Below are 13,672 nucleotides of genomic sequence, written 5' to 3' on the forward strand. Positions count from 1 at the left end.
TCTCCGATCTGGTTACAGGTGGGTCTGCGCGAACTGCCGATCAGGGGCTTCCAGATGCGGAACGGCATTGAAAAGAACCGGGCTCAGCTGAGCGCCAATCGGATGCAGACGATGCATCGACGTGTTCATGATGGCAAGGGCCACCCGTGCCATTGACGGGATATCCAACCCCATCGCCTGCCGCACCACCATCGAAATCAACCCGCCCGAGGTCACGACGATGGCCGGTCCGCCCTCGGTCCCGATCTCGTGCAGCGCGTCGCGCACGCGCGTCTCGAATTCTTCGAAGGTTTCCGGCGGGTTCTTGATTTCGCCATTGGCCCAGGCCGCAAATGTTCTGGGCAGGTGTTCGACGAAACCTTCGCGGTCGGTGGGGATCGCGACGCCGTGTTGGTCCTCGAACAGTTGCGCCAGCGTGAAATACTCGATCTCGTTCAGTCGCGCGTCACGGATTGGATCGTGCAATCCCATGCTGTCCGCTGTCTCGGCGTGACGGGTCAGGGTGCCGCAATAGACCCGGGCATAGTGGCTGCGGGTGTCGCGCAGATGCGCCCCCAGCCAACGCGCCTGCTGATGCCCCAAGTCGCTGAGCCTGTCATAACTTGCCTCGTCCCGCGCCGTTGTGTTTGCCTGCCCGTGACGCACCAATGTGATATGTGACATGTCGGTCCCTCTTGCGCCGAAGTCTTAGGGCAGGTTCCCCTCTGGTGCCAGAGGGGTTTCACGCCTGTCGAAAAAAACCTCGCTCCTTTTCTGTTTCTGGCTATGGTTCGCCCCGAACAAACCTCCGGAGGGGTATATGACCGTCGATCACACGCGTTTTCTGACCGACCTGCATAAGTTGCGTGCATTTGGTGCCGCAGGAGTGGGCAAGGGGGTTGTCCGCCCTGCCTATTCCGACGCGGATATCGCTGCGCGCCAGTGGCTTGCCGGACGTATGCGTGAAGCGGGCCTGACTCCGCAGTTTGACCCGGTGGGAAACCTGTTCGGATTGGCGTCCGGCCCTTCGCTGTTGATGGGATCACATTCCGACAGTCAGCCCGAAGGCGGTTGGCTGGACGGCGCCCTTGGCGTCATCGCCGCACTGGAAGTTGCACGTTCCGTCGACCGTCCCATTTCAGTTGTCAGCTTTCAGGACGAAGAGGGGCGGTTTGGCGTGACCACAGGTTCTGCTGTCTGGTCGGGCGGTTTGTCTCTGGAAAAAGCCGATGTGTTGACCGATGGGGCGGGCGTCAGCTTTGGCCAGGCCCGATCGTCCATGGCAGATCTGTCCCAGGGATTCGTGGACCCGTCCCGTTTCAATGGCTTCATAGAGATGCATATCGAACAGGGCCCCTCTTTGGACGCGTCCGGAGACCAAATCGGAGTCGTCACCGATATCGTTGGCATCCGCGATATGTCGATCACATTCGAAGGTCAGCAGAATCACGCCGGCACCACCCCCATGCACCTGCGCCGCGACGCCTTTCAGGCCCTGTCCCTGTTCAACACCCGGCTCAATGAGAGGTTTCGCAATGTCGTCACGCCGCAGACGGTCTGGACCATCGGGCGGGTCAACCTGCATCCAAACGCTTCGTCCATCGTGCCGGGACGGGTTCGGTTCTCGATGCAATGGCGCGATGCTGATGCAGACCGTTTGGCCCGGATGGAGGAGATCATTCGGGCGACAGCACAAGAAACCGCTGAGCAAATGGGGATGAGCTTGGATTACGGCCCCATGCTGGGGCTGGATCCCGTTGCCATGGATCCGACCTTGCGCTGCGTTCTTGAACGCGGTGCAGAACAGGTCGCACCGGGTCGGTGGCGCAGGATGCCCTCGGGGGCCTTGCACGATGCCACCAATGTGTCTCGCCTGATGCCGGTCGCGATGCTGTTCACGCCCTCGATCGACGGTATCAGCCATGATTTTGCAGAAGATACGGCAGAGGTCGATTTGATTGCCGGGCTCGAAGTTCTGGTGCGTGCGGTGCGGTCCCTCTCTGTCTGAACGTCACTTTGCGCCGAGAAATCCCGAAGAAGGTATGTATCGACGGTGAAATCCTTCCCTCTGGTATCCGGTCGGACGCCAGGGAATTCAAGCGTTGGAAACAAGGATTGTTGCCTAACGGAAAAAAGTTTCCTATAGGAACATTCATGGTGCATGCGTCTGTATACCGCCTCTTCTACGGATCGGTGTTTCACTAAAAACCGGGTGGAATCATTGCATTCTATGCGGCTTGGGGCAGACTGACGGTTATGCATTTTGACCTTTGGATAATCGGAAGTTGACCGGATCATGACCACACCGAAGCGCACGCCCTTGTATGACCTTCACGTCGAACTTGGTGGCAAGATGGTTGATTTTGCGGGTTGGGAGATGCCTGTTCAGTATCCTTTGGGGATCATGGGAGAGCATAAGCAGTGCCGTGAGAAGGCGGCGTTGTTTGATGTGTCTCACATGGGTCAGGTGATCCTGCGCGGTGAGAATGTGGGTGAGAAGCTGGAAGCTCTGTGCCCGCAGGCCTATGCGACGCTGAAGGAAGGCAAGGCGCGGTACGGGTTCTTCACCAATGCCGAAGGCGGGATCATGGACGATTTGATCGTGTCGAATGCGGGGGATCACTACTTTGTGGTGGTGAACGCGGCGCTGCGCCATCAGGACATTCCGCATATGCGCGACAATCTGGACGGGGTTGAGGTGACCGAGATCTTCGACCGCGCGCTGGTGGCCGTGCAAGGCCCCAAGGCCGAAGATGTGGTGGGCGCGCTCTGCCCCGCGGCGCGCGATCTTAAGTTCATGGAAACCACGATTGCCGACATCCTGGGTGTCGAATGCCGTATCTCGCGCCTGGGCTATACCGGCGAGGACGGGTACGAGATCTCGATCCCCGAGGATAAGGCGATCGAGATCACACGGGCCTTCCTGGCGCATGAGGAGTGCGACCCGGCGGGTCTGGGCGCGCGCGACAGCCTGCGGCTTGAGGCCGGGCTGTGCCTCTATGGCAATGACATCGACCAGAGCACCTCGCCGGTCGAGGCCAGCCTCGGCTGGGCGATGCAGAAGCGTCGCAAGGAAGAAGGTGGTTTTCCGGGGGCGGAGCGTATCCAGCGCGAACTGGCCGAGGGCGCAGCCCGCAAGCTGGTGGGCATCAAGCCCGACGGCCGTGCGCCGGCGCGTCAGGGCGTGGAAGTGCAATGCCTAGAGGGTAACACCATCGGTCAGATCACCTCGGGCAGCTTTGGCCCCACGGTCGGCGGCCCGGTTGCGATGGGTTATGTGAGCAAAGGCCATGGCGCGCCGGGCGAGAAGGTGAACCTGATCATCCGGGGCAAGGCGCAACCGGCGCAGATCGTGGCGCTGCCCTTCGTCAAACAGAATTACAAGCGTTGAAGTCAGGAGAGAGAAGCATGGCAACCTATTATTCCGAAGAACATGAATGGCTGAGCGTCGAAGGCGACACCGCCACGCTGGGCATCACCAAACACGCGGCTGAACAGCTGGGTGAGGTGGTGTTTGTCGAGCAGCAGGAAGTGGGCGACGAGTTCGAGAAAGACGGCGAGATCGGCGTGATCGAATCCGTCAAGGCGGCCTCGGAACTCTATGCCCCGGTCGATGGTGAGATCGTCGAGGTGAACGAGGCGCTGGCCGACAATCCCGGCGCGCTGAACGACGACCCCGAGGGCGAGGCCTGGATCTACAAGATCAAGATCAGTGACGCGTCGCAGCTCGAGGATCTGATGGACGAAGCCGGATACAAAGCCTTCATCGGGTAAACCCGAACGGAGTCCCGGCATGGGGCTCCATCGAATTAATTGATGCCGCCGAATTTGGGCCCCGCCCTTCATCTGGCAAGAAATATCCCCGCCGGAGGCTCCCGCAGTCTCCGCCGGCCCTGACCTATCCATGGGAGCGCTGCAATGGCCTTCAAACTGACCGACTACGAAGCCTATGATTTTGCCAACCGTCGCCATATCGGTCCCAGCCCGACCGAGATGCGCGACATGCTGCAGGTGATCGGCTTCAAGACGCTGGACGAGCTGATCGACGCCACCGTCCCACCGGCGATCCGGCAGAAACAGCCGCTGGACTGGGGTCCGGCGATGACGGAACGCGATGCGCTTTTCCACATGAAACAGGTGGCGGGGAAGAACAAGGTTCTGACCTCGCTGATCGGTCAGGGCTATTACGGCACCACCACGCCTGCGCCGATCCTGCGCAACATCCTGGAAAACCCGGCCTGGTACACCGCCTATACGCCGTACCAGCCCGAGATCAGCCAGGGCCGTCTTGAGGCACTGTTGAACTTCCAGACCATGGTCAGCGACCTGACCGGGCTCGATGTGGCCAACGCCTCGCTTCTGGACGAAGCCACCGCGGCGGCCGAAGCCATGGCGATGGCCAAGCGCGGCGGCCGGTCCAAGGCCAACAACGCGGCCTTCTTCGTTGACAAGAACTGCCACCCGCAGACCATCGCGGTGATCAAGACCCGGGCCGAGCCTCTGGGCATCGACGTGCAGGTCGCCGACCCGGATCAGCTGGACGCGGGCGCGGTATTCGGCGCGATCTTCCAGTATCCGGGCACCTATGGCCATGTGCGCGACTTCACCGCCGAGATCGCGGCGCTGCATGAACACAAGGCCATCGCCATCGTCGCCGCCGACATCCTGTCGCTGGCGCTGCTGAAGTCACCGGGCGAGATGGGCGCGGACATTGCCATCGGCTCGACCCAGCGCTTTGGTGTGCCGATGGGCTATGGCGGCCCGCACGCCGCCTACATGGCCACCACCGACAAGCTGAAGCGATCCATGCCGGGCCGGATCATCGGTGTGTCCATCGACAGCCGCGGCAACAAGGCCTACCGCCTGTCGTTGCAGACCCGCGAGCAGCACATCCGCCGCGAGAAGGCGAACTCGAACGTCTGCACCGCGCAGGCGCTGCTGGCGGTGATTGCTTCGATGTATGCGGTCTATCACGGCCCCGACGGCATCAAGGCGATTGCCCAGTCGGTGCACCGCAAGACCTCGCGCCTGGCCGCCGGCCTGGAAGAGGCGGGCTTCTCGGTCGAACCCGAGGTGTTCTTCGACACGATCACGGTCGAGGTCGGCCATCTGCAGAAGACGGTGATGGAGGCCGCCGTGGCGCGCGGCGTCAACCTGCGCAAGGTGGGCGACACCCGCGTCGGCATCAGCCTGGACGAACAGACCCGCCCCGAGACGATTGAGGCGGTCTGGGGCGCCTTCGGCATCGACCGCAAGGATGACAGCTCGAACAAGCAATACCGCCTGCCGGATTATGCGCTGCGTGAAAGCGCCTATCTGACCCACCCGATCTTCCACCAGAACCGGGCCGAGGCCGAGATCACCCGCTATATGCGTCGTCTGGCCGACCGCGACCTGGCGCTGGACCGGGCGATGATCCCGCTGGGGTCCTGCACCATGAAGCTGAACGCCACGATCGAGATGATCCCGGTCACCTGGCCCGAGTTCGGCAATCTGCACCCGTTCTGCCCCGAAGATCAGGCGCAGGGCTATCACGAGATGATCGCCGATCTGAACGACAAGCTGTGCCAGATCACCGGCTATGACGCGATCTCCCAGCAGCCCAACTCGGGCGCGCAGGGCGAATATGCGGGCCTGCTGACCATCCGCAACTATCACTTTGCGCGCGGCGAAGGGCACCGCAATGTCTGCCTGATCCCGACCTCGGCCCATGGCACCAACCCGGCCTCGGCGCAGATGGTGGGCTGGCAGGTCGTGCCGGTGCAGGCGGATGACAAGGGCAATATCGATGTCGCCGACTTCCGCGCCAAGGCGGAAAAGCACTCGGATCATCTGGCCGCCTGCATGATCACCTACCCGTCCACTCATGGTGTGTTCGAGACCACCGTGCAGGAGGTCTGCCAGATCACCCATGACCACGGCGGCCAGGTCTATATCGACGGCGCCAACATGAACGCCATGGTGGGCCTGTCGCGCCCCGGCGACATCGGCGGCGATGTCAGCCACCTGAACCTGCACAAGACCTTCTGCATCCCGCATGGCGGCGGCGGCCCCGGCATGGGTCCGATCGGCGTCAAGGCGCATCTGGCCGAGCACCTGCCCGGGCACCCGGAATACGGCACCGCCGTGGGCCCGGTCTCGGCGGCGCCCTTCGGGTCTCCGTCCATTCTGCCGGTCAGCTGGGCCTATGTGCTGCTGATGGGCGGCGCGGGTCTGACCCAGGCGACCAAGGTGGCGATCCTGAACGCCAACTACATCGCGGCGCGGCTCAAGGATGCCTATCCGATCCTCTATACCTCGGAAACGGGGCGTGTGGCGCATGAATGCATCCTCGACACCCGGCCCCTGGACGCCGAGGCGCATGTCACCGTCGATGACGTGGCCAAACGCCTGATCGATTCAGGCTTCCACGCGCCAACGATGAGCTGGCCGGTGGCCGGCACCCTGATGGTGGAACCCACGGGTCGGAACCCATGGCCGAGCTGGACCGTTTCTGCGATGCCATGCTGTCGATCCGCTCGGAAGCGCAGGACATCATCGACGGCAAGATCGACGCGGAAAACAACCCGCTGAAAAACGCCCCCCACACGGTGCGCGATCTGGTCGGCGACTGGGACCGCCCCTACACCCGCGAACAGGCCTGCTTCCCGCCGGGTTCCATGGGCGTCGACAAATACTGGTCCCCCGTCAACCGCGTCGACAACGCATACGGTGACAGAAACCTCGTCTGCACATGCCCCCCAATGGACGCATACGCAGACGCCGCGGAATAACAGCAACAACCCCGCCGAGTTTCGGCGGGGTTTTTCGCCAATCGGAAACTCATGTTCTGATTTGTGCCCTCTTTGGATGTCGTTTTTACCCAGCGAAGCGTCTTTTTCGCTTGCTGCGGGTGCGAAGGGCCCATAGCTCTGTGCGTGGGACACCCCTCCCCAACGAGGGGCGTGTATCTGGAAGGGTAATACAGATGAGCACTCAAAAACCGGCGACGCGGCCGGCCAATCCGCGTTTTTCCTCGGGCCCTTGCGCCAAACCCCCCACATTTGATCTGACCAAACTGGCCGATGCCGCCTTGGGACGCTCGCACCGTGCCGCCGTTGGCAAGGACAAGCTGAAAGCGGCCATCGAAGGCACGCGCGAGGTGCTTGGCATTCCGGCAGATTACAGGATCGGCATTGTTCCCGCCTCGGACACGGGCGCGGTTGAGATGGCTCTTTGGTCGCTATTGGGCGAACGCAAGGTCGAGATGCTGGCGTGGGAAAGCTTTGGGTCCGGTTGGGTGACCGATGTGGTCAAGCAGCTTAAGATCGACGCCGAGGTGAAGACCGCCGATTACGGACAGATCGTGGATCTGGCATCGGTCGATTTCGCCAATGACGTGGTCTTTACGTGGAATGGCACCACCTCGGGCGTGCGCGTGCCGAATGGCGACTGGATCGCCGATGATCGTCAGGGTCTGACGATCTGCGACGCAACCTCGGCTGCCTTTGCGATGGACCTGCCCTGGGACAAGCTGGATGTGACCACCTTCAGCTGGCAGAAGGTTCTGGGCGGTGAGGCCGCGCATGGGATGCTGATCCTGTCGCCGCGCGCCGTTGAACGTCTGGAGAGCTACACCCCTGCATGGCCGCTGCCCAAGATTTTCCGCCTGACCAAGGGTGGCAAGCTGATCGAAGGCATCTTTACCGGGGCGACGATCAACACGCCGTCGATGCTGGCGGTTGAGGATTATCTGTTTGCACTGGATTGGGCGCGCTCGGTGGGCGGTCTGAAGGGCCTTACAGCCCGCGCGAACGCCAATGCCGATGCAGTGCATGCGTTCTGCGACCGGAACGACTGGATCGAAAACCTGGCCGCAGACGCTGCGACGCGGTCGAACACATCCGTCTGTCTGAAATTCACCGACGCCCGAATTCAGGACGGCGCAAGCTTTGCCAAGGCTGTGGCCAAGCGGCTGGAGTCCGAGAATATCGCGCTGGACATCGGTGCCTATCGCGACGCGCCTGCGGGCTTGCGGATCTGGTGCGGCGGTACGGTCGAGACCTCGGACATCGAAGCGATGCTGCCTTGGCTAGCATGGGCCTTTGAGGCCGAAATCGCGGCGCAGACAGAAGCCGCCTGATCGCATCCCATCTCCACCGGGCCGCATCGGCCCGGACCTCTCAATACATTCAAGGACCACAAACATGGCTCCCAAAGTACTCGTTTCCGACAAACTCAGCGAAACCGCCGTTCAGATTTTCCGTGATCGCGGCATCGACGTGGATTTCATGCCCGATCTGGGCAAGGACAAGGACAAGTTGGCCGAGGTGATCGGCCAGTATGATGGTCTTGCCATCCGCTCGGCCACCAAGGTCACGCCGACCATTCTCGAAAAAGCCGACAAGCTGAAGGTGATCGGCCGCGCCGGAATCGGCACTGACAATATCGACAAGGAAGCAGCGTCGAAAAAAGGTGTGATCGTGATGAACACGCCATTCGGCAACATGATCACCACTGCCGAACACGCCATTGCGATGATGTTTGCCGTGGCGCGGCAGATCCCCGAGGCCTCGACTTCGACCCATGCGGGCAAGTGGGAAAAGTCCAAGTTCATGGGGATCGAGCTGACCAACAAGACGCTCGGCGTCATTGGTGCGGGGAACATCGGTGGCATCGTGTGCGAGCGCGCGCTTGGCCTGAAGATGAAAGTCATCGCCTATGATCCCTATCTGGGCGAAGAGAAAGCCGCCAAGATGGGCGTGGAAAAGGTAGAGCTGGACGAGTTGCTGTCCCGCGCCGACTTCATCACCCTGCACGTGCCGCTGACGGATCAGACCCGCAATATTCTGAGCCGTGAGAACCTTGCCAAGACCAAGAAAGGCGTGCGCATCATCAACTGTGCTCGGGGTGGTCTGGTCGATGAGGAGGCCTTGGCCGAGGCGCTGCAATCCGGTCACGTTGCGGGCGCCGCGTTTGACGTGTTCGGTGAGGAACCCGCCAAGGACAACCCCCTGTTCAATCTGCCCAACGTGGTCTGCACGCCGCATCTTGGTGCAGCAACGACCGAAGCGCAGGAGAATGTGGCGCTGCAAGTGGCCGAGCAGATCTCGAACTATCTGCTGACAGGTGCGGTCGAGAACGCTTTGAACATGCCCAGTGTAACGGCGGAAGAAGCCAAGGTGATGGGGCCGTGGATCAAGCTGGCCGGCCATCTGGGCAGCTTCATCGGCCAGATGACGGATGAGCCGGTCAAGGCGATCAATATCCTGTATGATGGTGTGGCCGCTGAAATGAATCTGGCGGCGTTGAACTGCTCGGTGGTCGCCGGGATCATGAAAAAGTTCAACCCCGAGGTGAACATGGTGTCGGCCCCGGTTGTCGCCAAGGAACGTGGGATCAAGATCTCGACCACCAATCAGGACAAATCGGGTGCCTTCGAAGGCTATATCAAAGTCACCGTTGTGACCGACAAGCGCGAGCGTTCTATCGGCGGCACCGTGTTCAGCGACGGCAAACCGCGGTTCATCCAGATCAAGGGCATCAATATCGACGCCGAGGTCGGTGCCCATATGCTCTACACCACCAACGAAGACGTGCCGGGCATCATCGGTGCTTTGGGGCAGACCATGGGCGAGAACAACGTCAACATCGCGAACTTTACCCTTGGTCGATCCGAGGCCGGAGGAGAAGCGATTGCGTTGCTTTATGTCGACGAACCCGTTCCGGCCGAGGCACGCGCCAAGTTGGCGGAAACGGGTCTGTTCACGCAGATCAAGCCGCTGGAGTTTGATGTCACCTGACGAGGCCTGTTGAGTTTGAGAAACAGTTCGGGACCCGGTTGACCGAAGGCCCGGGTCCTTTGTTTTCTCGGGCTGCAATCTGCGGCACAAGCAAGCTGAACCTTACCGTCGGAGGATCTATGACACAGCCTGTCTACGTTGTTGGTGATCTGCACGGGCAGGTGGCCGAGCTGGAACGCGCGCTGTCTCTGATCCGGGGTGATGGCGGCCCGGACGCCCAGATCGTGTTTCTAGGTGATTACGTGGATCGCGGCCCTGACAGCCGCGGGCTGATCGAGCGTCTGATTGCCGGGCGCGATGCGGGCCTGAACTGGATCACTCTGCTGGGCAACCATGATCGCATGTTCGCCTGGTTCATGGAGGATACGCCGCGTCACGATCCGCATTTGCTTGTCGGGTATCATTGGCTGCATGAAAGGCTGGGTGGGGTCGAGACCCTGCGCAGTTATGGCGTGGAATTCGAAGGCCAGATTCGTCTGGAAGATCTGCATCAGATGGCGCAGGCGGCGGTGCCGAAATCGCACCTGACTTTTCTGCGAGATCTGGTTCTGATGCATCAGACGCCAGAGCTTGCCTTTGTTCACGCAGGTATTCGCCCGGGCGTGCCGCTCAACGCGCAGGGGGACAACGACCTGGTCTGGATCAGGCAGGATTTTCATGCTCATCTGGGTCCGCATCCCAAACTGATCGTGCATGGTCATACTCCGGTAGACCGGGCAACGCATTATGGAAATCGCGTCAATCTGGACACAGGTGCCGGATATGGGCGCCCGGTGGGTGTCGCGGTGTTCGAAGGGCAGACCTGCTGGGAATTGACCGATCAGGGCCGTTTGCCGTTGACCCCCTAGATCACCTCGCCCGGCCAAGAAAATTTGGAGATTGAAGATGTATGTCGCCACTTTGCTGACCAATCCGGCAGCGCCTTCGCTGGACAGCGCATTACCCGAGTCACTGCGCAATGCGTGGGGTGGCGGGGACATCTTCTGGCTCAACCCGGATGAGGCGGCAGAATTCGAGTTGAACGCCATCCCCGACAATCGCTGGGACGTTTGGGCAGACTTGCAGGGTATGGGCGTGGACCTGATTTTGCAGCCTGCGCAGGGGCGGCGCAAACAGATGCTGCTGGCCGATATGGACAGCACCATGATCCAGCAGGAATGCATTGACGAACTGGCGGATGAGGCTGGCGTCGGCGAAAGGGTCAAGGACATCACCGCCCGCGCCATGAACGGAGAGCTGGATTTCGAAGGTGCCCTGATCGAGCGGGTTGGTTTGCTGAAGGATCTGGATGAAAGCGTCATCGGCAAAGTCCTGCGCGAACGGATCACCCTGATGCCCGGAGGCAGGGAATTGCTGGCGACGATGCGGGCCAACGGGGCCTATACAGCATTGGTATCCGGTGGCTTTACGGCCTTTACCGCGCGGGTGGCAGAGCTTTTGGAGTTCGATGAAAACCGTGCCAACACTTTGCTGGCGGAAGATGGCAAGCTGACCGGAGACGTCGCGCGTCCTATTCTGGGGCGTCAGGCCAAGGTCGAAGCGCTGGCGCAGATTTCAACGCGTCGGGGCCTGTCGGAAAGTGATGTGATTGCCGTGGGTGACGGGGCCAATGACCTTGGAATGCTTGGCCGGGCCGGGACCGGGGTTGCCCTTCATGCCAAACCGTCGGTGGCCGCACAATGTGATGTGCGGGTGAATCACGGCGACCTGACGGCACTGCTTTATCTACAAGGGTACAGTCGCGCGGATTTCGCCGAATCCTGACAGGGCTTTTCATTATTTAACATTTATGTTAAATAGAAGTCATGAGCACGCTTCTGACCACCTTTTCCGCTTTGTCTGATGCCACCCGGTTCTCGATTGTCGAGCAACTGATGGAGCAGGGCGAACTGCCCGCTGGTGAACTGATCGAAGGGCGCGGCATGTCCGGCGCCGCGATTTCGCGCCACCTCAAGGTGCTGCGCGAGGCCGGGTTGGTGCAGCAGCGTGTGCGGGGCACCCAACGGATGTACTCCATCCGGTCCGACGGGCTGCGTATGATTGCCGACTGGACGATCTCCAAACGGCAATTCTGGGAAAGCAGCCTTGATCGCCTCAGTGATATCATCGAAAGGGAGAATTCATGGCCGACCTGAAACTGGAACGGGATTTCCCCGTCAGCCCAGAGGACCTGTTTGCATGGATCAGTGACGGCAGCCGGTTGTTGCAATGGTGGGGCCCCGAAGGGATGCACGTGCCTGAACACAATCTGGATTTCTCGCGCACCGGCCCGTGGTATTCGGTCATGGAAAACGGCGAGGGCCAGCAATACAAGGTCTCGGGCCACGTCACGCATGTCGACCCTCCAAACTCGGTGGGGTTTACCTGGGGCTGGCATGACGATCAGGATCAGCGCGGGGCCGAAAGCCACGTCACCTTCACAGTCAAAGCGACAGGCACGGGGTCGCGCCTGGTTTTGGACCACCGCGAACTGGCCGATGCCGAAGCAGCCGCGAACCACAATCAGGGCTGGACGTCTTCGCTGCGCAAACTCGAAGCGAAGTGCAAATAAGGTTTCATCAGGGAGGAGCGATATGCCCCAATATTTGTTTGTTTATCACGGGGGACACACCCCGACCGACCCCGCCGAGATCGAGGCGACCATGGCCGCCTGGGGCGCCTGGTTTCAGGATATGGGAGACGCCCTCGATATCCCCGGAAACCCGGTGGGGCAGTCTTACACCGTCAGCAACAACGGAGTGGTCGATAACGGCGGCGCAAACCCGGCCTCGGGCTTCACGGTGATCAAAGCTGACAGTATCGATGCTGCGACCGAGATGGCCAAGGGCTGTCCGATGGTCGTCAATGGCACAGGCTCGGTTGAAGTGGCCGAGGTGCACGAGATCGAGATGTAGTGGCCTTAGCCGGGGAAACCCGGCGCAGGTTTGATCACGCCGCATTCCAGCCCCCGGCGGCTGTATTGCGTGGCGTTCATGAATTTGCGGGTGGCCGGGTGATCGGCCTCCAGCACACCAAGGCTCACCAGAATAGCGGCGATGGCGCATTCGCTGGCCCGTGTGGTGCCATCGGTGATCTTCAGCGCAACGCCCATGCGTTTTTCCGGGATGATGGCCACAAACACCGCCTCGGCCCCGGTCTTGATGGCGACGCGCCCGTTCATGGCGCGCATCAGTTCGGTGCAGGCCCGGGTCTCACCGGCAACCAGTTCCGGGTGTTTCACCATCGCGGCCACCAGCTGCATCGCTGCATCGCTGGAGCGGTCGGACCGGTCTGCGGCTGAAGCAAACCAAGCCATCGAACGTGCCAAACCGAAAAGCGATGTGGCGAAATTCGGGGCGGAACAGCCATCGGTGCCGTATGCCGGGCTGGTCTCGGCCGTTGTTTCTTCGACGGCAGATAGGCAGGCTTGTTGCACCGGATGATCAATTTCAAGGTATTCCGGCCCGGCGCCCATATGCTGTGCCAGAGTCAGAAAGCCGCAATGCTTGCCGGAACAATTGTTGTGGATCTGGCAAGGCGTGTCGTCCGCCAAAATCAGCCGGTCGCGCGCGGCGGTGTCGGCGGGCTCCTGTGGGCCGCACCGCAGATCGTGCTCGTTCAACCCCAGATGGTCCAGCCACGCCGTCACGCGATCCGTGTGGATCGCCGCCCCGTTATGCGAGGCGCAGGCCAACGCGAGGTGTTCGCTGGTCAGACCGTATTTCGCCGCCGCCCCTGATGTGACCAACGGAAGCGCTTGAATCATCTTGGCGGATGACCGCGGGTATATGACGGATTGCGGGTCGCCCCAACTGCGCACGATCTGGCCCGTGTCATCGCAAATAACCGCATGACCCAGATGCAGACTTTCCAGCAGAGGGCCGCGCCAAAGTTCTGTCATGGGTATGGGCTGCGTCATCTGGACCTCCGAA

General features: G+C 61.1%; 12 protein-coding genes and 1 pseudogene. 11 read left to right on the forward strand and 2 right to left on the reverse strand.

Features of this window, described 5'->3' with window-relative positions; genetic code table 11:
* Positions 1 to 12: 12 nt before the first annotated feature.
* Complete coding sequence (locus tag ACR3E6_RS06820) at positions 13 to 663, reverse strand: histidine phosphatase family protein (RefSeq protein WP_171637248.1); 651 nt, start codon at positions 661 to 663, stop codon at positions 13 to 15.
* A 136-nt stretch (positions 664 to 799) separates the two neighbouring features.
* On the opposite strand from ACR3E6_RS06820, the gene ACR3E6_RS06825 reads away from it, so the two are divergent.
* The 11 genes and pseudogenes from ACR3E6_RS06825 to ACR3E6_RS06875 all read left to right on the forward strand — a co-directional run bounded on the left by ACR3E6_RS06825 (position 800) and on the right by ACR3E6_RS06875 (position 12,655).
* Complete coding sequence (locus ACR3E6_RS06825) at positions 800 to 1,987, forward strand: Zn-dependent hydrolase (RefSeq protein WP_480486425.1); 1,188 nt, start codon at positions 800 to 802, stop codon at positions 1,985 to 1,987.
* A 285-nt stretch (positions 1,988 to 2,272) separates the two neighbouring features.
* On the forward strand, positions 2,273 to 3,370 hold the full coding sequence (gene gcvT / locus ACR3E6_RS06830) for a glycine cleavage system aminomethyltransferase GcvT (RefSeq protein WP_480488105.1): 1,098 nt from the start codon (positions 2,273 to 2,275) through the stop codon (positions 3,368 to 3,370).
* Between the two features lie 17 nt (positions 3,371 to 3,387).
* Positions 3,388 to 3,753 (forward strand): glycine cleavage system protein GcvH, encoded by a 366-nt coding sequence (gene gcvH, locus ACR3E6_RS06835; protein WP_171638644.1) that lies wholly within the window; start codon positions 3,388 to 3,390, stop codon positions 3,751 to 3,753.
* Between the two features lie 144 nt (positions 3,754 to 3,897).
* A pseudogene (gene gcvP, locus ACR3E6_RS06840) lies at positions 3,898 to 6,752 on the forward strand (aminomethyl-transferring glycine dehydrogenase).
* A gap of 194 nt (positions 6,753 to 6,946) precedes the next feature.
* Positions 6,947 to 8,101 carry a phosphoserine transaminase gene (locus tag ACR3E6_RS06845; protein ID WP_171638624.1) on the forward strand — a complete coding sequence of 385 codons (1,155 nt, stop codon included), beginning with the start codon at positions 6,947 to 6,949 and terminating at the stop codon, positions 8,099 to 8,101.
* 64 nt (positions 8,102 to 8,165) lie between these two features.
* The gene (serA, locus tag ACR3E6_RS06850; protein WP_171638623.1) at positions 8,166 to 9,761 is read left to right on the forward strand and encodes a phosphoglycerate dehydrogenase; all 1,596 of its coding nucleotides are present in this window, start codon (positions 8,166 to 8,168) and stop codon (positions 9,759 to 9,761) included.
* Between the two features lie 119 nt (positions 9,762 to 9,880).
* Positions 9,881 to 10,609, forward strand: a complete 729-nt coding sequence (locus ACR3E6_RS06855) for a metallophosphoesterase (protein ID WP_480486428.1) — start codon at positions 9,881 to 9,883, stop codon at positions 10,607 to 10,609.
* Positions 10,610 to 10,646: 37 nt separating this feature from the next.
* Complete coding sequence (gene serB / locus ACR3E6_RS06860) at positions 10,647 to 11,525, forward strand: phosphoserine phosphatase SerB (protein ID WP_480486430.1); 879 nt, start codon at positions 10,647 to 10,649, stop codon at positions 11,523 to 11,525.
* Between the two features lie 41 nt (positions 11,526 to 11,566).
* On the forward strand, positions 11,567 to 11,896 hold the full coding sequence (locus ACR3E6_RS06865) for an ArsR/SmtB family transcription factor (protein ID WP_171724871.1): 330 nt from the start codon (positions 11,567 to 11,569) through the stop codon (positions 11,894 to 11,896).
* The gene (locus ACR3E6_RS06870) at positions 11,884 to 12,312 is read left to right on the forward strand and encodes an SRPBCC family protein (RefSeq protein ID WP_171724872.1); all 429 of its coding nucleotides are present in this window, start codon (positions 11,884 to 11,886) and stop codon (positions 12,310 to 12,312) included. The genes ACR3E6_RS06865 and ACR3E6_RS06870 overlap by 13 nt, the downstream gene beginning before the upstream one ends.
* A gap of 22 nt (positions 12,313 to 12,334) precedes the next feature.
* Positions 12,335 to 12,655 (forward strand): YciI family protein, encoded by a 321-nt coding sequence (locus ACR3E6_RS06875; RefSeq protein WP_171638618.1) that lies wholly within the window; start codon positions 12,335 to 12,337, stop codon positions 12,653 to 12,655.
* Positions 12,656 to 12,660: 5 nt separating this feature from the next.
* Here the strand turns inward: ACR3E6_RS06875 and ACR3E6_RS06880 are convergent, their stop codons facing one another.
* Positions 12,661 to 13,659 (reverse strand): asparaginase, encoded by a 999-nt coding sequence (locus tag ACR3E6_RS06880; RefSeq protein WP_480486433.1) that lies wholly within the window; start codon positions 13,657 to 13,659, stop codon positions 12,661 to 12,663.
* Positions 13,660 to 13,672 lie beyond the last annotated feature (13 nt).

Source organism: Ruegeria sp. AL3 (assembly GCF_056536065.1).

Bases quoted from the DNA above. Each gene is read 5' to 3' on its own strand.
- ACR3E6_RS06855 (WP_480486428.1), top strand. From the start codon at position 9,881: ATGACACAGCCTGTCTACGTTGTTGGTGATCTGCACGGGCAGGTGGCC.
- ACR3E6_RS06870 (WP_171724872.1), top strand. From the start codon at position 11,884: ATGGCCGACCTGAAACTGGAACGGGATTTCCCCGTCAGCCCAGAGGAC.
- serB (WP_480486430.1), top strand. From the start codon at position 10,647: ATGTATGTCGCCACTTTGCTGACCAATCCGGCAGCGCCTTCGCTGGAC.
- ACR3E6_RS06875 (WP_171638618.1), top strand. From the start codon at position 12,335: ATGCCCCAATATTTGTTTGTTTATCACGGGGGACACACCCCGACCGAC.
- ACR3E6_RS06825 (WP_480486425.1), top strand. From the start codon at position 800: ATGACCGTCGATCACACGCGTTTTCTGACCGACCTGCATAAGTTGCGT.
- gcvH (WP_171638644.1), top strand. From the start codon at position 3,388: ATGGCAACCTATTATTCCGAAGAACATGAATGGCTGAGCGTCGAAGGC.
- ACR3E6_RS06865 (WP_171724871.1), top strand. From the start codon at position 11,567: ATGAGCACGCTTCTGACCACCTTTTCCGCTTTGTCTGATGCCACCCGG.
- ACR3E6_RS06880 (WP_480486433.1), bottom strand. From the start codon at position 13,659: ATGACGCAGCCCATACCCATGACAGAACTTTGGCGCGGCCCTCTGCTG.
- ACR3E6_RS06820 (WP_171637248.1), bottom strand. From the start codon at position 663: ATGTCACATATCACATTGGTGCGTCACGGGCAGGCAAACACAACGGCG.
- serA (WP_171638623.1), top strand. From the start codon at position 8,166: ATGGCTCCCAAAGTACTCGTTTCCGACAAACTCAGCGAAACCGCCGTT.
- ACR3E6_RS06845 (WP_171638624.1), top strand. From the start codon at position 6,947: ATGAGCACTCAAAAACCGGCGACGCGGCCGGCCAATCCGCGTTTTTCC.